Source organism: Vreelandella sp. 2A-K22, from assembly GCF_054065485.1.
The window spans coordinates 1-19959 of record NZ_JBSUGC010000019.1; the positions used below are offsets into that span (position 1 = coordinate 1).

Sequence of the window (19959 nt, forward strand, 5' to 3'; positions counted from 1 at the left end):
TCGGTGCGATTGTGCGCGGCAAGGAAGTCATTATCGCCCACGGCGACGTGATGGTTGAGAGCGGTGACCACGTGATTCTATTTGTGATCGACAAGCGCCGCATTCGCGATGTGGAGCGCCTGTTCCAGGTCGGCTTGACGTTCTTTTAACTGGCGCTTTTGAGTGGCTAAATCTCGACCGCGCGGCCAATAAACTCAATCGGCCCGGTGGGCAGGCCGGTTGGTGAGCCGGTTTCGTCTTCCAGCGTTAGCTCAAATAGCTGGTTATCCTCAAGAGGCGGCAGTTCATCCAAGCGCAAACGGATCGGCTGCCCTGGCTCCACTAAACCCAGCGATACCGGGGCCTGCCACTCATCTGCTTTGGTCCAAAACTCAAGCGCTTTACCTTCAGGTACTTCGAAAGTACCCAATGGGATCAGCTCGATTTCCTGGCGTGATGAGGCCTGCACTACCCAACCCGCTGACTGCGTTTGCGGAGCAAGCAGAACCACCATGTACTCGGGGGTCGTCGGTTCAGTTACTTCATTGGCCAGCATCACGCCCAATACTAACGCCGCCGCTAAGCCAAACCCGGCAGCGCCGCGCCAAAGCGGCAGGCTGTGCAGCATGCGGAGAGGTCTTGGCGGCACGACAGAGGCAGGTCGAGCACGCTTAGCAAGCGCTTTCCGTGATGCTAAGCTGCGCTCAATACGCGGCCATAAATTGTCAGAAGGCGTTACCGGGTCGGTGATAGCGGTATAGGGCAAGAAACGCTCTTCCCAAGCCATCACGGCTTGTTGCAATTCAGGCTCGTTAGGTAGCCGGGCCTCTAGCGCCTTACGCTGCTCTAACGAAAGCGTACCCAGCACGTATTCACCCGCTAAAGTATGGTCGTCTTGGTGTTCGTGCTGACTGGGGCGGCTCATGCCATACACTCCCGTAGGCGCAGCAAACTGCGTTTGATCCAGGCTTTTACGGTTCCCAGCGGCGCGCCGGTATGCGCCGCAATTTCCGCATGACTAAGGCCGTCAACATAGGCATGGAGTACGCAGTTACGCCGCTCCGGTTCAAGCGCTTCCAAACAGCTATCCATCCGCTGGCCGGTTTGCCAATCGAAAGCTTCATCGGCAACGGAGGCGTGCTGAAAATGTTCATCGAGATCTAATTCGGTGGGATCGTGATTATCAAAAGTGACTTCACGGTCGCGATAACGGATAGCGTTCAGTGCCAGGTGACGCGCCACGCTAAATATCCACGTCCGCGCGGATCCTTTGGCGGGATCAAAACTATCGGCATGCTGCCAAATATTAAGACAGGCATCGTGGACAATATCCTCGGCCATACCACGATCCTTGACGATTCTTATGACGACGCCTAATAGTCGGGCACCTTCATGAACATAGAGTTGGTGCAAGGCGTCATGCTCGCCACGGGCACAGTTGGCTAATGCAGCAGCATGATCAAATTCTGAATACACGTCAGTCAAACCCTAGCTCCCTGGTGACGGCACCGACGCCAGTCGTCGTTCTCAGAGACAGCATAGCCGCTGGGGACTCGACAGACGAGCCCCCAGCGGAGTTAACATTCCAGTCGACTTATTCAGCAACCCAGAAGATATAGTCCGCCTGGTAGGTCACTACCGCGGTGGCTCCGTCGTGATCCATATCGCAGGTGACGTCCGGGGCAACACCACCCTGGGTGTTCAGGCGCTGAATGTAACTAACACCGCTCATAGCGCCTTCGCCTTCAGCCGGATTGGCTTCCACCAGTTGAAGCGGGATGTTGCCATCACCATTGGCAGCCGTGGCTAGCTGAGTGCCGGTAATTTTTGAGCCATCCAACGCTTCCCAGGTGGCTGGCGGGCCGTAGTAGCTTCCTACTTGTGTGCCTTCGCTGTCGTTAAGCGCCGCGTGGGGGCCTTTGAATACCCAGCCCATGTTGCCGTCGTCTTTGGCTTCGCACATGTAGGTAATAGCGCCAACGCCAACGGTTTCGAGGGCGACAGCATTACCGTCCGGCACCTGAACTTCCGCGGGCGTCATGTCTGCCAGCGCGACGTGACTGAAGGATGCAATCAAGGTAGCGGCAAGTGCTGCACGCGTAAGAGGTTGGATGGTCATTTTCAGTCTCCTAAAAGGTTTTTATCAGCCGCCTTAAATAGCGCCTGTATAGGGATTACCCGCGAGGAGACGTATTGGATGCACTTTTATTGAAAAAAATAAGATGGGCGATTATTGGCTTACCCCATCTACCACCACCTGCCGCGGGCAGGCACTCCCCTGTAGATCAAAAAGATGGCAATGCTGGCCCGCTAAACCCAAGTCGATCGTTTGGCCTTCGGTTAGTTGCGTTAAGCCATCCAAACGCTGGGTTAAGGTAGCGTCTATACCGTCTACCTGCAGATGCGCCAGGGTTTCGTAACCCAGCTTTTCCGCCACCATTAATCTCGCTGTCAGCCGAGCCTCCGCCTGTTCGGGCGATACAAAATCTTCTGCCCGCAATCCCAAAGTGGCGCCATCACCGGAATGGAGGTGCTTGCCATTGACCGCGACCGTCAGTGTCTCCCCGTTAGGCAAACGCACCACCGTTTGGCGCTCACCTGGGTCGACTACCGTAACCGGGAAGGTATTGATGCGCGGCGAACCGATAAACTCCGCTACCTCTAAGGTTTTGGGAAAGTGATAAAGCGAGAGCGGCGCGCCTACCTGGGCGATTCTTCCCCGGGAAAGCAGCACGATACGATCCGCCAGCGTCATGGCTTCCACCTGATCGTGGGTCACGTAGATCATGGTCGCTTGCAGACGCTTGTGCAGCTCTGCGATTTGTACACGCATATCCACCCGCAGCGCGGCATCCAGGTTAGAGAGCGGCTCGTCGAACAGAAACACGGCAGGCTCTTTGACCAGCGTGCGGCCAATGGCTACCCGCTGGCGCTGACCGCCGGAGAGGTCTTTGGGCTTACGCTCCAATAGCTCGGTGAGGTGCAGCATTTCGGCGGCGTGCTGGACGCGGCTGCGTATCTCTGCCTTATCAGTGCGGGCCAGCTTCAGGCCAAAGGCCATGTTCTCGGCCACACTCATATGCGGGTAGAGGGCGTAGGATTGGAACACCATGCCGATGTCCCGCTCCTGGGGCGGGATCTCGTTGATCCGCTGGCCATCCAGCTGCATATCCCCTTCGCTGATATCTTCAAGCCCGGCAATCATGCGCAGCAGCGTGGATTTTCCGCAGCCGGAGGGGCCAACAAACACCACGAACTCGCCGTCTTCGATGGTGAGATCGATATCCCGCGAGATTTCCACGCCATCAAAAGATTTACCGATACCACTTAGTGTTAGACGTCCCATGGTGCGTTCTCCTCAAGCTGGGAGCAGCGGGCAATGGCCACGCCATAGGGCGGAAGGGACAGTTGCGGAAGCGACAGCTGACTGCCCTGCCACTCACCGGTTAACCACGCGGGGGCATCGGCAATGGCTTCAGCGCCTTCAGGTGCCGAACGGGTGACCGTTTGACCGCTAAAATTCAGAGCAATTAGTAACCGTGTTTGCTGGTAGCTGCGCTCAAGACAGAGCACATCGTCACGCACAGCGTGATAGCGCACATCGCCCTTCACCAACGCAGGCTGAGTACGACGGAAGGCTAAAAAATCGCGGTAGGCATTGAGCAATGAATCAGTATCGTTATCTTGCTGATCAACGGCGAGGCTAGCATGAGTGTCAGGCACCGGCAGCCAGGGTGTGGCGCTGCTGAAGCCCGCATGATGAGCATCGGCCTGCCAGGGGTGCGGCGTTCGGCAGCCGTCTCGGCCTTTATAAGCGGGCCAGAAGGTAATACCCGCAGGGTCAACCAACTGTTCAAACGTCAGCGGAGCTTCGGGCAGTCCTAACTCTTCACCTTGATAAAGGCATACGCTACCGCGCTGGGTGAGTAGAAACACCATATAAAGGCGCAGCTTATCCAACTGCCCTTCCGCCTGCCAGCGAGTTGCCAGCCGCGTCACGTCGTGGTTGCCCAGCGCCCAGCAGGGCCAGCCATCGCCAATGCGTGCTTCCATTTCGGTTAGCGTTTCGTGCAAGTAGCCGGGGTCGGCTTTATCGGTGAGCAGGTTGAACGAGTAGCACATGTGCAGCCGCTTGCCGCCCTGGGAGTACTCCGCCATCACGCCCAAGGCGTCGTCGTCGCCCACCTCGCCCACGCTGGTGGTGCCGGAGTACTCATCCAACAGAGCGCGCAGCCGCTCCAGAAACACCAGGTTCTCCGGCTGGGTTTTATCGTATTGGTGGAGCTGGTAGCCGTAGGGGTTGTCGGGGCGAACGCCTAGAAAGCTTTCGGTCATCTCCTGGCGCGGCGGGTTATCTTTTAGCTCGCCGTGGGTGCAGAAGTTCACCGCATCCAGCCGGAAGCCATCCACGCCCCGCTCTAGCCAGAAGCGCACTTCCTCCAGCATGGCATCGACCACCGCAGGTGTGCGGAAATTTAAATCCGGCTGGCTAGCCAGGAAGTTATGCAGATAGTACTGGCAGCGGCGGGTGTCCCACTGCCAGGCGCTGCCACCAAACACGGATTGCCAGTTAGTGGGCGGCGCGCCATCGGGCTTAGGGTCAGCCCAAACGTACCAGTCGGCTTTGGGATTATCACGACTTTGGCGACTCTCTTCGAACCAGGCATGCTGATCGGCAGTGTGCGACATGACTTGATCGATGGTGACTTTTAGCCCCCTGGCATGGGCACCCTCGACTAAACGGTCGAAATCCTCCAGGGTGCCAAACATCGGATCAACATCGCGATAGTTGCTGATGTCGTAGCCGAAGTCTTTCATCGGTGAGGTAAAGAACGGCGACAACCAAATCGCATCGACGTTAAGCGAGGCGATGTAATCAAGTTTGTCGATCACGCCTTTTAAGTCGCCAATGCCGTCGCCATTGCTGTCCATAAAGCTGCGCGGGTAGATTTGATAAATCACAGCGCCGCGCCACCAGTCGGCTCCTTGGCTGCCAACGTAGTGGGAAGTAGAGGTTGTCTGCATCATTGTTTTGTCCTTGCCATAGTTCTTGTCACAGTTCTTGACATAGTTCTTGCTGGTTACTTGGCATGATGCAGGGTTGCTCACAAGATAAAATCCTCCCCCCAGGGTGACTCTGGGCGTAGGCGTTAGGAGTAGCCCGTCTGTCGACTTATTCCCCCTGAATATGCGCCAGCAACTGTCCCGCCAGGGCAATCGCTTCGTCGCGGCGTCGAATATTCTGCTTTTGATAGAGGCTGCGGATATGGGTTTTGATGGTGGTAGGCGCCACCGACAGCTGCTCGGCGATCTGCTCATTGGAAAGCCCGGCATGAATCAGCCCCAGGATTTGCCACTCCCGGCGAGTGAGCGGCGAAGTGCGGATCAGCTCGGGGACATCTGGCCGGGCGACAATATCGGCGATCACCGTTTCATCCAGCATTAAGCGTCGGGCGCTGCCAAAATCCTTCTGGCGCCCCGCCAGCGCCAGCAACCGCTCTGCCCTCGCCTGCTCTAAGGCATCCAAGGTGCCGCTGTCGAGCAACCGATTGAGCAACTCCCCAAGGGGTTTGCCCAGTCGCAGAAAGCTGCCCACCAGGGCGGTGCGGGAAGCCAAGCTCAGCGCTTGATGCATATGCTGGCAGGCATGCTCTTCTCTTCCTGCATACCACGCCGCTGCCGCGAGACAGATCTGGTTGCGGTTGGCATCCGTGACCAGCCCCAAGCGCTGAGTGTGCACTTCAAGGGCCTCTAATAGCATGCAGGCTTCATCAAAGCGTCCCAGCAGCGTGAGCGCCCGGGCGTGGTTGCGCACATTGCACTGGGAAAAGTGGTTGGTGGCCCCTTCAGTAATGGGGGACGGCGCTTCCTGGCGCCAGCGCTCTACCGCATCAAGATCCTGGGTGGAGTACCACCAGGCCAACAGGGTAGCGTGAGCATTCGCCACCCAGTCAATATGGTAATCCCCTTCTGCGAGAATTTTGCGCAGCCGCCGAATATGGTCAGCGCACTGGGCTTGGTCGCCACGGCTTTGGGCGATTTTGGCCAGTTGGATATGACACTGAAGTGTCCAGCGCTCCCCCTGGTTATCCAAGACAGCAATCCCTTTCAGCGCGGCCTGCTCGGCTTCATCCAGCCGGTGCCACTCCCAGAGTACCTGACTGCGAATGCGGTAGAGAAACTCCGCCACGGGCAGGTGCTCAAGCTCCGCGCGCTCCAGGTGGGCAAAGGCGCGCTCCTGAATATCGTAGGCGGCCTGTAGTCGCCCCTGCGCCACCAGCGTCTCCGACTGATGGCAAAACGACCAGAGCAGCAGTTGATGATCGCCACGCTGGCGGGCCTGACGCTCTACCTCGCGCACCCGCTGCAGCGACTCTTCCAAATAGCCCAGCACAAAGCGCGCTTCGCTTAAGATGGCAGTGGCAGTCAGCGGCGTGGAAGCTAAATAGCGGGCGGGCACGGCTAGCGCTTGCTCGGCCAGCGGTGCGGCGCGCTCGGCATCGCCCTGGTTAATCGCTAACTGGGCGCGCAGCGTAGCGAATTCAGCGCTGAGCAACTGCCACTCTGACGCGTGCAACTGTGCTTCAATCCAGCCAATTACGCGTGCGGTAATATCAAACTGAAACTGAACATGGGAGACCCAGCCATAGAGCAGCGTGTGTTCCGGACAGGTAGAGAGCCGCGGCTCACCGAGCAGGGCGAAGCCCTTGGCCAACAGTGAATAGGCGCCGCTTGCCAGCAAGGCGGGTCCATGGGCGGTCAGTAGGCTTGCCACATCATCGGGGGCCTCGGCGAGTATCGCCTGGCGCAGAGCCATCACCGGATCGTTCAAGGCTAACCACGCCTGGCTTGCGCGCTGGTGCAGCACGCGCTGGGTGGCCAAACTAAGCTCATGACGGCGATGACGGAGGTACTCGCCAAACAGTCGTTGAAAGCGGTACCACTGAGCATGCGGGTCTGGGCGTTCAATAAATAGCCCCGCTTGTTCAAAGGCCTCCAGGCGCTGGGTCAAGCGCTCCCCTTCCAGTAGTCGGGCCATAAGCTCGGGGGAAAAGCGCTCCAGCACCCCCAGTTGCAGCATTAGCTCTCGCTCTTCCAATGGCAGTGCAGCGGAGAGCAGTTCGTCAAACCAAGCGGCAAAGTCTGGGTGGGCACCACTTAACCGGTCAACCAGGGCGTCAAACCCTGCCCGCGTGGTGGTGCGCTCTACCAGCCAGCTCAACGCCATTACCCAGCCACCGCTTCTGCGCAGTGCACGTTCCAGGCTGACCCGCGTGGGGGGAAAGCTCAACTGTTCGGCACACAGAGTTTGCGCCTCCTCGCTGTCAAAGGCCAACGCGTGAAGGTCGATCTCTTCGAGTTCACCTCTTAGCCGCAGGCTTGCCAAACCCAATGCTGGCCTTGAGCGGCTGGCCAGCGTTAACGTTAGCCAAGGCGGCTGATGACGCAGCCAGTGGGCGATCCCAGCTAAGATATCCGGGTGGCTAAGGTGCTCAAAATTATCCACTACCAAACGGCACGGCGAGCGCTGCTCAGGCAATTCGCCAAGCCAGCGCTCTAACTGCTCCACGCAGTCTCCATCGTCTGCCACGGGTGAAAGCCGTATTTTCTCGCTTAACAGTTGCTCGCTTAACAGTGCATCGAGCGCTGCCTGCCAGTAGGCTAAAAACCGTGCGGGTTGGTTGTCGCGCTGATCCAAGCCTAGCCAAGCGGCCTCTTGCTCCAGCGCGGGCAGCCGCTCAGCCAGCAGCGTGGTTTTGCCATAGCCTGGAGGCGCCTGCACCATCAGCAAGCGGACACGTTCATCTAACCCGAAACGGTCATTAAGGCGCGGCCGGGCCACCACGCCAAGCGGTAGTGGCGGTGCTTTTAATTTCTCTTGCAGTAGTGACATAAACGCTCCTGAGCAACCCTTCCCGCCGTCCATAGATACTATTCCCAAGCACTTTTCCAATTACTTTTTACCAATACTTTTAAAGCTATAAAAAAGCCCGCGACATGTCGCGGGCAAAGTGCATTGGAGAAGAAACAGTTAAACGCTAACCAACTTACATCGATTTAGAACCATACCTCGGTCTGAACGCCGAAAGTCCACTGACCACCGGTAAAGCCTTCGTTGCCCAGTGAGCTGGCACCGTAGTTGTTAAGGTCGTCATCCCAATCGCTGAAGGTGGTGAACAGACGAATCTCAGGACGCTGCCAGAAGCCGCCGACTTCAGGCTTGAAGGTGGGCGCAATCGTGAATTTGCTGAAGCCACCATCCACGGCGTTACGTCCGCTGTAACCCTGGGGATCGAGATCCATCCACTGATAGCCCGCTTCGTACTGCATTTCGAAGTTCTGCGTTAACTCGTTGGCTAGGCGCACGTTGAGCCCTGCCCAGTTGTACTTATCGCCCTGGGCATAACGGTCTTCGCTGGTTTCAGCCAGAATGGAGGGGGCAACGCGCCACTGCGGGGCAATATAAGTGGTGCCATAGAGCGCTAGGCGCGTGGCGGTAGCGTCATCAGTTAGATCACCCCGTGAACCAATACTTTTGGTCTCGGCGCCTAACCCCTGACCATGCAGCACGGCCGCTTTGAAACTACCCTCGCCCATGCCGAAGAAGCTGTCGCCATGATAAGCAATCATGGTGTGGAAACCAGTATCGGCAGCAGTTTGGCCGACATCAATGTCGCGCTCGTCGTTGTCTGCAGCGGACATACCGTTGACCATCCACTGCCAGTTGCCGAAGTAGTTGTTGGAGGTCAGGATCAGGTTGTCGGTGTCGCCTTCAAGACCGGGGTTCTCGCGGTCAACAATCGGATAGTCAGAAAAACTACGGCCATAAATCGAGAGGTTAGATTTCCAGTTGTCTGCCAACTGCATGTCGTAGATACCGCCACCGGTACCGGCCAGGAAAATCACATCACTGTCGAGCCAATGGATATCGAAGTTATCGCGGTCAAAGCGCTTACCGGCCCAGATAGAGGCGTTTTCAAATGCGCCGGTAAAGCTGGGAAGATCGCTGAATTCAGCAAACACTTGGCGCACGTTGAGATCGGACTCGCCACCAGTCCAGTCATTGCTGGAGGTCGTGCCGTCAGCAATCATGGTGCGATAAAGCGCTTTGGCGCCGTTATCGAACTGCATGCGGTAGTTGAAAATAGCTTCAGCGTAGGTGTCCGGCTCATTGCCTAAACGGCCAACGGCGCCGCCCTCTCCACCCGCGGGTGTCAGGTAAGGGCCAGCATTCTCGCTTTTACCATCTTCGCCAATCAACAAGCCTGAACGCGCATAAACGTTGAACGAGAAACCCTCTTCGCCATCGGCGTAACGCTCCACCCGAGCCAGACGCTCTTCGATCTCCGCGTCGCTCTCTGTCGCCACGGCAGTCGACTGTGATTGCTCGGCAATCTCGGCACGGCGCTCGGCGGCATCAGCGCGCTGTTCCGCGGCTTCAATGCGGGCTTCAAGCTCGGCAAAGCGTTGTTCCATGGTCATTTGTGCCGAAGCAACACCGCTCATTCCCAAGCTGGCGGTGGCAATAGCAATGGCTAACGGCGTTTTAAATGTCATTTTATGCATTGTTTTGAGTACCCTATTGTTATTGGCAAGCGGTTGTTTATTAGCGCCTGTTTTTAAGCGTCTGCCTGTAAGCGCTTTTGCCTAAATCGATTAAGATCGAATCGATAACACTTCCCTTGCACGGTTCACCCAGGGGGTAGTGGCTTTGCTGCTAAACGCCACGGCGCTTAAGGAAAGGTAGCCAAAACTTAATCGATTAAGTCTCTTTTTACCAACGGCTAGTTGCTAATTAGCGACTAATGTCTAAGGAACGATTTTATTTAGTGAAAACTGAACAATGCCGTTAGACAAAAGTCGCTATTGAACTTCCTCGATCAAAGCGGCTAACTGAGCAGCACAATCTTAATCGATTAAGATAAAGATTAAGAGAGCCATTGAACAAACGTTGAGTTTGTGAATTAACGCTAATTTAGAAGCCACACCATCCACAACAATAAACGTCGAGGTACGCCGTTATGAAAAAGACTTTAATCACTACCGCCATCGCAGTAGCCAGCACGCTGAGTGCAACAAGCCAAGCTCAGGCTGAAGAACTCACCATTTCCTGTGGCGCAGTCGGCGCAGAGCTGACGCTGTGCCAGGAAGGCGTACGCGCCTGGGAAGAGAAAACCGGCCATAGCGTCGATGTTGTTTCAACGCCCAACTCCTCCACCGAGCGCCTTTCGCTCTACCAGCAGATCCTTTCGGCTAACTCCAGCGATATCGATGTGATGCAAATTGACGTGGTGTGGCCCGGCCTGCTTGCCAATCACCTACTCGATCTCAAAGAAGTGCTTGGCGATGATGCCGCTGCGGGGCACTTTGACACCATTGTCACCAACAACACCATCGATGACCGTTTAGTCGCCATGCCGTGGTTCACCGATGCGGGCGTGCTCTACTACCGCGAAGACTTGCTGGAAAAGTATGGCCATGACGTGCCAAAAACCTGGCAAGAACTCACCGAAATTGCCCGCGAGATCAAAGACGCCGAGCGCGCTGAGGGCCAAGACGGTATGCAGGGCTATGTCTTCCAGGGGCGCGCCTATGAAGGTTTGACCGTTAACGCCCTTGAGTGGGTAGCCAGCTTTGGCGGCGGCACAGTGGTGGAAGCCGATGGCGAAATTAGCATTAACAACGAACACGCCGCAGAAGCACTCGACCTAGCCGCATCGTGGATTGGTGATATTTCGCCTAACGGTGTGCTCAATTACACCGAAGAGGAAGCGCGCGGCGTCTTCCAAAGCGGCGGTGCCGTGTTTATGCGCAATTGGCCCTACGCCTGGGCACTGGCCCAAAGCGAAGACAGTGACGTTCGCGGCAAAGTAGGTGTTACCCAACTGCCCGCAGGTGGCGAAAACGGCCAAAGTGCCGCTGGCCTGGGCGGCTGGAACCTGGCGGTATCGCGCTACAGCGAACACCCCGAGCTGGCCGCCGACCTGGTCGCCTTCCTGACCGGTGAAGAGGAACAGAAGCGTCGCGCCATACAGGCCTCTTACAACCCCACTATCGACGCCCTCTACCAGGATGACGAAGTGCTTGAAGCCGTGCCCTTCTTTGGCACCCTTTACGACACCTTCGTCAATGCGGTCGCTCGCCCCTCTGCCCCCACCGGTGATGCTTATGGCCGGGTGAGTAACGCCTTCTTCAGCACCTCCCATGACGTGCTTTCCGGCACTAAAGATGGCACTCAAGCGGTCGCTGATCTTGAAGACGAATTGGCTCGCCTGAAGCGTCGCAACTGGTAACCCTGGAGCCTTTCCATGTCGACCTCCATCAAGCATGATGACGCGCCCGCTGGGGCGCGTTCTTTCACTACCAAGCCGCGCCGAGGCACTAAGGTTCGCCGTCAGCGGGTTAAAGCCGCCTGGCTCTTTTTAGCCCCCATGCTGATTGCGTTAACCCTGGTCGCTGGCTGGCCACTGGTGCGCACCTTCTTTCTCAGCTTCACCGATGCATCACTGTCAGATTTAGGCGCTGCCAATCTGATTGGCTTCGAGAACTACCTCGTCTATGAAGATGGCCGCTGGTATGGGGTACTGGCCGACTCGGTGTGGTGGCAGTCGGTATGGAACACCGTCTACTTCTCGGTGGTGTCGGTATCGCTGGAAGTGGTTTTCGGGGTCATTGTGGCGCTGATTTTGAACGCCGAGTTCAAGGGGCGTGTAATTGTGCGCGCTGCGGTGCTGATTCCCTGGGCAATCCCAACTATTGTTTCCGCGCAAATGTGGGCATGGATGCTCAACGACCAATTCGGCATCATCAATCACCTGCTGATGAGCGTGGGCATTATCAATGCCCCTATCGCCTGGACGGCGAACGCCGCCTACTCCATGTGGGCGGTGATTATGGTCGATGTGTGGAAAACCATTCCCTTCGTGGCGCTGCTGGTGCTTGCGGCTCTGCAGATGCTGCCCAAGGATTGCTACGAGGCCGCCGAGGTAGACGGCATTCACCCGCTGCGGGTGTTCTTCAAAGTTACCCTACCGTTGATTACCCCGGCGTTAATGGTCGCGGTGATCTTCCGCCTGCTGGATGCGCTGCGTGTCTTCGATGTTATCTACGTACTCACCTCCAACTCCACCAGCACCATGTCGATGTCGGTCTATGCCCGCCAACAGCTGGTCGAGTTCCAGGATGTCGGTTACGGCAGCGCCGCTTCTACTCTGCTGTTCTTGATCATTGCCCTGGCCACCGTGGCTTACCTCTACGTTGGGCGTAAACAAATCCAATTGGGAGGTGACTAATGAGTACTCGTCAGTTGGCCAAAATAGCCAAGCGCATCGGGTTTTGGGCGCTGATTGTGCTGATTATGGTGTACGCCGTCTTCCCGTTCTACTACGCGGTGGTCACCTCGTTAAAACCGTCGAGCGACCTGTTCCGCGTTGAGCTTTGGCCTTCGAACTGGAACTTCGATAACTACATCAGCATTTTTAGCCAAACCAGCTTTCTGCGCGCTATTTTCAACTCCATTGTGGTGGCGTTTAGCGTGGTGTTTATTGCCCTGCTACTCGGCATTACTGCCTCTTACGCCCTGGGCCGCGTGCGCTTTCGGGGCCGCTCCACGGTGCTGCTGGTGATTCTTGGGGTGTCGATGTTTCCTCAGGTGGCGGTGCTTTCGGGACTGTTTGAGGTGATTCGTGCGCTCAACCTTTACAACAACCCCGCCGGGCTGATTTTAAGCTACACCATCTTCACCCTGCCCTTCACCGTATGGGTATTGACCACCTTTATGAAGCAGTTGCCCATGGAGCTGGAAGAGGCCGCCATCATGGACGGCGCCACGCCCTGGGTAACCATCACGAAAGTATTTCTGCCGCTGATGTGGCCCGCCATGGCGACCACCGGCCTGTTGGCATTTATCGCCGCGTGGAACGAGTTTCTGTTTGCCCTCACCTTCACGCTGACCGACGCCCAGCGCACGGTGCCCGTCGCTATTGCGCTGCTGTCAGGCGGCAGCGCCTACGAACTGCCCTGGGGGCCGATTATGGCCGCTTCTGTGGTGGTCACGGTGCCCCTGGTCGTATTAGTGATTATCTTCCAGCGCCGCATTGTGTCAGGCCTTACCGCAGGCGCCGTTAAAGGATAAGGAATTTTTATGTCAACGTTGGACTCTACGATGCAAGACAACACACTCTGGTGGCGCGGTGGGGTTATTTACCAGATCTACCCACGCAGCTTTATGGACAGCCGCGGTGACGGTATTGGCGATCTTAACGGCATTACTGAAAAACTCGATTACGTGGCGTCACTAAACGTGGACGGTATCTGGCTATCGCCGTTTTTCACCTCGCCAATGCTCGATTTTGGCTACGACATTAGCGACTACTGCGACGTCGACCCCATGTTCGGCACCCTGGCGGACTTTAAAGCGCTGCTGGAAAAAGCCCACTCGCTTGGCCTTAAGGTGATGATCGACCAGGTGATTAGCCACACCTCGGATCAACACGCTTGGTTCCAGGAGAGTCGCCAAAACCGCACCAACCCCAAGGCCGACTGGTTTGTATGGGCTGACCCCAAGCCGGACGGCACGCCACCCAACAACTGGCTATCGATTTTCGGTGGCCCGGCGTGGACGTTTGATTCACGCCGCCAGCAGTACTATATGCATAACTTTCTAACCAGCCAGCCGGACGTAAACTTCCATAACCCGGAAGCACGGCAGGCGCAGTTGGATAATATGCGCTTCTGGCTGGATCTGGGCGTTGATGGTTTCCGCCTCGATACGGTTAACTTCTACTTCCACGACGCCGAGCTGCGCGACAATCCGCCGGTTCCCAAAGGCGAAGCCAAAACCCTGGGCGCTCCGGAAACCAACCCTTACACCTGGCAGCGCCACGTTTATGACCTTAGCCGCCCGGAGAATCTCGACTTCTTGAAAGACCTGCGGGCGTTAATGGATGAATATCCGGGCGCCACGACAGTGGGTGAAATTGGTGATGATAACCCCCTGGAGCGCATGGCCGAGTACACCGCAGGCGGCGACAAGCTGCATATGGCCTACACCTTCGACCTACTCAACACACCCCACTCGGCGCGCTATATTCATGAAGTGCTGGAGCGCTTTCAACGCCTGGCAGGCGACGCCTGGCCCTGTTGGGCGACCTCAAACCACGATGTAGTGCGCAGCGCCACCCGCTGGGGCGCAGGCAAAGACCCTAGCGCCTACCCTAAAGTGGCGCTGGCTATGCTCTGCTCGCTGCGCGGTAGCGTCTGCCTTTATCAAGGCGAAGAGTTAGGCCTGCCGGAAGCCGACGTGCCGTTTGAACGCATCCAGGATCCTTACGGCAAAGTGCTTTGGCCGGAATTTAAAGGCCGCGACGGTTGCCGCACGCCCATGCCCTGGAACGACAGCGAAAACGGCGGTTTCTCCAGCGTTGAGCCCTGGCTCCCCATGGAGACCCATCATCGCGATCTAGCGGTAAGCCGCCAACAGGATGATGCCAACTCCACCTTGAACGCGCTGCGCAACATGCTGGCTTTCCGTCGCCAGCACCCGGCGCTGTTCGATGGCGACTTAACGCTGGTCGATGTGGGTGAAACGCTGCTCGGTTTTACCCGCCAAAAAGCGGATGAGAAGCTGTTGTGCGTTTTCAACCTCACCGCTGGGAAGCAGACGGTTAACCTGCCGCTAGCGATAGACAGCGATTTGCAGGGCCACGGCTTTACCCCCCAGCGCGACGGTGACAGCCTGACGCTACCGGGGTATCAAGCGGCCTTTATGCGCGTCGCCTCATAAGCTCTAAACAACAACAGGCCGACCCAGAAGACATAAGCATTGAGGTCGGCAAGGAGTTACCTATGGCAAGTGTTACGCTTAGCAAGATCAACAAAGTGTTTGGCAGCGATCACATTATTAACGATGTGGACCTACATATTGGCGACGGCGAATTTGTGGTTTTCGTTGGCCCCTCCGGCTGCGGCAAGTCGACCCTTTTGCGCCTGATCGCCGGTTTGGAATCGATTAGCGATGGCGACCTGAGCATGGATGACACCGTGGTCAATGACTTGCCACCGCGGGAACGCGGTGTGGGCATGGTGTTTCAATCCTATGCGCTCTACCCGCATATGACCGTTTACGACAATATGGCGTTTGGCCTGAAACTGGCCAAGACCGCCAAAGAGACCGTGCACGAGCGGGTCATGAGCACAGCAAAGATTTTGCAGCTTGAAGAGCTGCTGCACCGTAAGCCAAAAGCCCTTTCCGGGGGCCAACGCCAGCGGGTGGCCATGGGCCGTGCCATGGCGCGTGAACCGCGTATTCTGCTGTTTGACGAGCCACTCTCCAACCTGGATGCCTCGCTGCGGGTACAAATGCGTAACGAGATCGCACGGCTGCATAACCGCCTTGGTTCCACCATGATTTACGTGACCCACGACCAGGTGGAGGCCATGACCCTGGCCGACAAAATTGTGGTGCTCAATGGCGGACACGTTGAGCAGGTAGGCAGCCCCCACGAGTTGTACCAGCGCCCGGCGACGAAATTCGTTGCCGGGTTTATCGGCTCGCCCACCATGAACTTCATGCCCGCAGAGTTACTCGCTGGTGACGCCAACGGCTGTCGTGTGCGAGCCGTAGGCGTTGGCGAGCTCGCCCTGCCCCAGAATGCCCAGCAGCGGCAAAGCGGCGAAGCATTGACCCTCGGCATTCGCCCAGAGCACCTATGCTTAGCGGCACCCACTGATGACAACTGCTTCGATATCGTCAATGTCGAGTATTTAGGTAACGAAGTTTACGTCTACCTTGAGCCCAAACAGGGCGACACGCTGTTGATTCATCGCAGCGAAGCGCCCAGCCAGTGGCAGGAAGGCCAGCAGGTGTCGCTGGCAGCGGATTGGGAAAAAGTCCACCTGTTTGATGAGAGCGGTGCAGCACTGACGTTATCCACTCAACAAGCAGCGGCTTAAGCACAAGAGTCAACCAAGATACCCGCTTTAACGACCCTCTGTGTGTGCCTAACCTTCCCTTCGCTTATCATGGGGAGTGGCAGCACACAGCGGGTCGATTTTATTATGCACATCCTTTGAATAGCTAATCTTCAATTATTAAAAAAGCCTGTATAAGGAAGTACCGTGACTGATCAGCGCCGTATGACACTCAAGGATCTTGCGCAGGAACTCAACGTCTCCACTGCCACGATTTCCAATGCCTTTAACCGGCCGGATCAGCTTTCTCCAGCCCTGCGCGAACGCATACTCAAAGAGGCGAAAAGGCTGGGGTACAGCGGCCCTGACGCCAAAGCGCGCAGCCTGCGCACCGGCCGCTCGCGGATTATTGCGGTGATTCTTGCGGAAAGCCTGACCTACAGTTTGAACGACGCCGTGGCCAGCGAGTTTTTATCAGGGGTTGCCGAAGTTCTTGATGCCCACGGCCACACGCTGCTGTTATTGCCGGGTCGCGGCCATGCCTCACAGCCGCCGGGCTCCGCCAATATCGCCGATGGCTTTATCGTTTATGGATTAATGCCCAACAATAAGCTGCTCGATGAACTGCCCGCCCAACGCACCCTGGTGGCCGTCGATTTTGATATTGAAGGCTGCCCGACGGTGCATATCGATGATACAGCTGCTAGCTATAAAATCGCCCAGCATGCGCTTAACCAGTTGCCCAAACGCCCGGCGATTATCAACCTGCGCTTAACCAAAGAGGTCTGCAACGGCCGCGTGACGGCCGAGCACACGCTGCTGCCCAACACCAGCACCATTAGCCGTGCCCGCCTTGAGGGCTTTCATAACGCGCTGAGTGAGCAAGGTGTGGATGTGGCGCAAGTGCCGCTCTGGAATATCGAGGAGAATACCTTTGAGGTGTGCTCGCCGGTGATTGCCGAGATTCTCGACCAGCCACTAGAACAACGGCCAGACCTGCTGCTGTGCATGTCTGACCGTATTGCACTCACGGCGCTAACGCTAGCCGAGCAGCGCGGTATACGGGTGCCGGAAGAGTTACGCATTACCGGGTTCGATGGCATTGCTGAAGGACAGTACCGCGCACCGCGTTTAACCACGGTGCGCCAGGATAGCATGGGCAAAGGGCGAGTCGCAGCGCAGATGATTCTTGGCCGCATCCCCCTCGCCCAGCAGTTGCTGCAAACTGAGCTGCTGCTGGGCGACACCTGCCCTTAGCCCTTAGGAGGGTATTACTTAGCAGTCGCCTGCATGGCAAGCGCAGTATCCAGCATACGGTTGGAGAAGCCCCACTCGTTGTCGTACCACGCCATGATTTTAACCAGACGGCCATTCACGCGGGTGTGATTAGCATCGAAGGTCGATGAGTTGGCATCATGATTGAAATCAATAGAGACCAGCGGTTCAGCGTTAACAGCCAATACCGGAGAGTTAGCCGCGGCCTTCTCAACGATGGCATTAATCTCTTCTTTAGTGGTATCGCGACTGGCACTAAAGGTCAGATCCACCAGCGAGACGTTGATCACCGGTACGCGAACGGCTAGGCCATCAAATTTACCCGCCAGCTCTGGTAGCACCAAGCCCACCGCTGCGGCAGCACCGGTTTTGGTCGGGATCATGGAGTGCGTTGCACTGCGCGCCCGGTAGGGGTCAGAGTGGTAAACATCCGAGAGGTTCTGATCATTGGTGTAAGCGTGCACCGTGGTCATCAAACCGTTTTCGATACCGACTGCATCGTTCAACGCTTTCGCGACCGGCGCTAGGCAGTTGGTGGTGCAGGAAGCATTAGAGACAACCGTGTGCTCAGCGGTCAACACTTGGTCATTAACGCCATACACAATCGTCGCATCAGCGTCGGGGCTGGGTGCGGAAATCAGCACGCGCTTGGCACCCGCTTCGATATGCTTGGCCGCCGCCTCGCGCTTGGTAAACAACCCGGTGCACTCCATCACCAGATCGATATTCATCGATGCCCACGGCAACTCCGCTGGATCGCGCTCTGAGGAGATGGCGATACGATCACCATCCACCGTGATGCTCTCGGCGTCGTGTTCTACCTTAAAGGGGAAGTGGCCATGCACGGTATCGTGACGCAGCAGGTGGGAATTTAGCGAGGGGTCGCCGAGATCGTTAATGGCGACGACCTGTACGCGGTCACGGTAGCTGTTTTCGTAAAGGGCGCGCAGTACATTGCGGCCAATACGGCCAAATCCGTTAATCGCAACTCTTATTGTCATGATAGCTCCTCAATTGACCAATAGTAACAATCTGCACCTTTAGTAAAAAAATTACTAAAAATACGTATTTAAGCGTCATGAGGCCGATAAACAGCGTTTCAACCGCCCCAAAAGGCTAGTAAATATCCAATATGTAGTAAAATTACTATATAAACGCTATCGTAGTCCAATACTAAATTGCCCACAATCCCCTTACTCAAGGAGAGCGCCCATGACGAATGCAACCTCGAATACAGCAGCACCGGCGTCTACCAACCCTCATTCCCATACGCCTTTAAGGCGCACCAAAATTGTTGCCACACTCGGCCCCGCCAGTGATCGCCCCGGCGTGCTGGAAGCGATGCTAAAAGCCGGTGTGGATGTGGTGCGGCTTAACTTCTCCCACGGCTCGGCGGATGATCACCGCCGTCGCTTAAGCGAAGTCCGCGAGATCGCCGAACGCCTTGGCCGCAGCGTTGCTGCGCTGGGCGACCTGCAAGGGCCGAAAATTCGTATTGCGCGTTTTGTCGAAGGCGCCGTCAACCTCAATGTCGGCCAGGCATTTGTCTTGGACATGGCGCTGGACGCCAATAGCGGCACTGCAGAACGCGTCGGCTGCGACTATCAAACACTGGCCGATGATGTCGTTGAGGGCGACCGCCTACTGCTCGACGATGGCCGTTTGGTACTCGATGTCACCCGTGTAATTGGACAAGAAGTGCATACCCGCGTTCACGTAGGTGGCAAGCTCTCCAACAATAAGGGCATTAACAAGCAGGGAGGAGGACTCTCAGCGCCCGCCCTTACTGAGAAAGATAAGGCCGATCTAAAAACCGCTATTGAGATTGGCGTTGACTACTTAGCCGTCTCCTTCCCGCGCAGCGCCGCAGATATGCAAGAAGCCCGCGAGCTGCTTGGCGAAGCCGGGAAAGAGATCGGCCTGGTGGCTAAGCTTGAACGCGCCGAAGCGGTTGCCGACGATGCTACGCTGGATGGCATCATTGAAGCCTCTGAGGCGGTCATGGTGGCCAGGGGCGACCTGGGCGTTGAGATTGGCGACGCCGCGCTGATCGGTACTCAGAAGCGAATTATCAAGCACGCACGCACACTCAACCGTGCCGTCATTACCGCCACCCAAATGATGGAATCGATGATCGAGTCGCCGCTACCCACCCGCGCCGAGGTCTTCGACGTGGCCAATGCGGTGCTCGACGCCACCGATGCAGTGATGCTCTCTGCGGAAACCGCCGCAGGTGACTACCCGGTGGAAACCATCGAAGCGATGAACCGTGTGTGTCTGGGTGCCGAGCGTGAGCGTCTCGCTCAGGAGTCAGGCCACCGTATTCATGAGGGCTTTGAGCGCATCGATGAAACCATCGCGCTATCGGCGATGTATGCAGCGAATCACTTATCCGGCGTCAGCGCCATCGCTTGCATGACCTCCACCGGTTATACACCGCTGATTGCATCGCGCATTCGTTCCGGCCTGCCTATCGTAGGGTTGGCTCACAGCCCTATCGCCCAGCGGCGTATGGCGCTCTATCGTGGCGTGGTTTCCATTCCTTTCAACACCACCGATATGGATCCGGCCAACCTTAACCAAGAAGCATTGAAATGCTTGCAGGCACAGGGATTTATCCACCCTGGCGAGCATGTCATTCTCACTCGCGGCGACCATATGAATGCCCATGGGGGCACCAATACGATGAAAATCCTTGCCTTTGATAGCGAGTAACGGTCTAACCTTTGTAGCGAGCTTTTAGCTTTTACGACCTTTAAAAAGAAAAACCATTCGGCCATAAGACCGAAAGGC

The 19959-nt window shown here is 56.7% G+C and carries 15 protein-coding genes and 1 pseudogene; 8 read left to right on the plus strand and 8 right to left on the minus strand.

Annotation, left to right across the window (positions count from 1 at the left end):
- A pseudogene (trkA, locus tag ACW17M_RS21575) lies at positions 1-149 on the plus strand (Trk system potassium transporter TrkA); the annotation flags it as partial.
- Between the two features lie 17 nt (positions 150-166).
- On the opposite strand, the gene ACW17M_RS21580 reads toward trkA, so the two are convergent.
- From ACW17M_RS21580 to ACW17M_RS21610, 7 genes are all read right to left on the minus strand, one after another.
- Positions 167-904: an anti-sigma factor gene (locus ACW17M_RS21580; RefSeq protein WP_457548068.1), complete on the minus strand. Its 738-nt coding sequence runs from the start codon at positions 902-904 to the stop codon at positions 167-169.
- On the minus strand, positions 901-1455 hold the full coding sequence (locus tag ACW17M_RS21585) for a sigma-70 family RNA polymerase sigma factor (protein ID WP_236614951.1): 555 nt from the start codon (positions 1453-1455) through the stop codon (positions 901-903). The genes ACW17M_RS21580 and ACW17M_RS21585 overlap by 4 nt, the downstream gene beginning before the upstream one ends.
- A 118-nt stretch (positions 1456-1573) precedes the next feature.
- Positions 1574-2098: a DUF3455 domain-containing protein gene (locus ACW17M_RS21590; protein ID WP_009287082.1), complete on the minus strand. Its 525-nt coding sequence runs from the start codon at positions 2096-2098 to the stop codon at positions 1574-1576.
- A gap of 111 nt (positions 2099-2209) precedes the next feature.
- Positions 2210-3325 (minus strand): sn-glycerol-3-phosphate ABC transporter ATP-binding protein UgpC, encoded by a 1116-nt coding sequence (gene ugpC / locus ACW17M_RS21595; RefSeq protein WP_457548069.1) that lies wholly within the window; start codon positions 3323-3325, stop codon positions 2210-2212.
- A complete protein-coding gene (locus tag ACW17M_RS21600) occupies positions 3313-5007 on the minus strand; it encodes an alpha-amylase family glycosyl hydrolase (RefSeq protein ID WP_457548070.1) in 1695 nt (564 codons plus the stop codon). Before ACW17M_RS21600 ends, ugpC begins: the two co-directional genes overlap by 13 nt.
- Positions 5008-5152: 145 nt before the next feature.
- Complete coding sequence (malT, locus tag ACW17M_RS21605; protein WP_457548071.1) at positions 5153-7873, minus strand: HTH-type transcriptional regulator MalT; 2721 nt, start codon at positions 7871-7873, stop codon at positions 5153-5155.
- 164 nt (positions 7874-8037) lie between these two features.
- A complete protein-coding gene (locus ACW17M_RS21610) occupies positions 8038-9546 on the minus strand; it encodes a carbohydrate porin (protein ID WP_027958695.1) in 1509 nt (502 codons plus the stop codon).
- A gap of 455 nt (positions 9547-10001) precedes the next feature.
- Here ACW17M_RS21610 and ACW17M_RS21615 point away from each other — a divergent pair, with 455 nt between their 5' ends.
- The 6 genes from ACW17M_RS21615 to ACW17M_RS21640 all read left to right on the plus strand — a co-directional run bounded on the left by ACW17M_RS21615 (position 10002) and on the right by ACW17M_RS21640 (position 17148).
- The gene (locus tag ACW17M_RS21615) at positions 10002-11273 is read left to right on the plus strand and encodes an ABC transporter substrate-binding protein (RefSeq protein ID WP_009287084.1); all 1272 of its coding nucleotides are present in this window, start codon (positions 10002-10004) and stop codon (positions 11271-11273) included.
- A gap of 15 nt (positions 11274-11288) precedes the next feature.
- Positions 11289-12272, plus strand: coding sequence for a carbohydrate ABC transporter permease (locus ACW17M_RS21620; RefSeq protein ID WP_457548072.1), 984 nt, complete (start codon positions 11289-11291; stop codon positions 12270-12272).
- Entirely contained in the window at positions 12272-13114 is an 843-nt protein-coding gene (locus ACW17M_RS21625) for a carbohydrate ABC transporter permease (protein WP_138800824.1), read from the plus strand. The genes ACW17M_RS21620 and ACW17M_RS21625 overlap by 1 nt, the downstream gene beginning before the upstream one ends.
- A gap of 30 nt (positions 13115-13144) precedes the next feature.
- Complete coding sequence (locus tag ACW17M_RS21630; RefSeq protein ID WP_457548089.1) at positions 13145-14764, plus strand: alpha-glucosidase family protein; 1620 nt, start codon at positions 13145-13147, stop codon at positions 14762-14764.
- A gap of 62 nt (positions 14765-14826) precedes the next feature.
- Positions 14827-15933 (plus strand): ABC transporter ATP-binding protein, encoded by a 1107-nt coding sequence (locus ACW17M_RS21635; protein ID WP_022523015.1) that lies wholly within the window; start codon positions 14827-14829, stop codon positions 15931-15933.
- Between the two features lie 165 nt (positions 15934-16098).
- Positions 16099-17148: a LacI family DNA-binding transcriptional regulator gene (locus ACW17M_RS21640; protein WP_457548073.1), complete on the plus strand. Its 1050-nt coding sequence runs from the start codon at positions 16099-16101 to the stop codon at positions 17146-17148.
- Between the two features lie 14 nt (positions 17149-17162).
- On the opposite strand, the gene gap is transcribed toward ACW17M_RS21640, so the two are convergent.
- Complete coding sequence (gene gap, locus ACW17M_RS21645; RefSeq protein ID WP_138800826.1) at positions 17163-18167, minus strand: type I glyceraldehyde-3-phosphate dehydrogenase; 1005 nt, start codon at positions 18165-18167, stop codon at positions 17163-17165.
- A gap of 211 nt (positions 18168-18378) precedes the next feature.
- On the opposite strand from gap, the gene pyk reads away from it, so the two are divergent.
- Positions 18379-19881, plus strand: coding sequence for a pyruvate kinase (pyk, locus tag ACW17M_RS21650; protein WP_009287090.1), 1503 nt, complete (start codon positions 18379-18381; stop codon positions 19879-19881).
- The last annotated feature ends 78 nt before the right edge of the window (positions 19882-19959 follow it).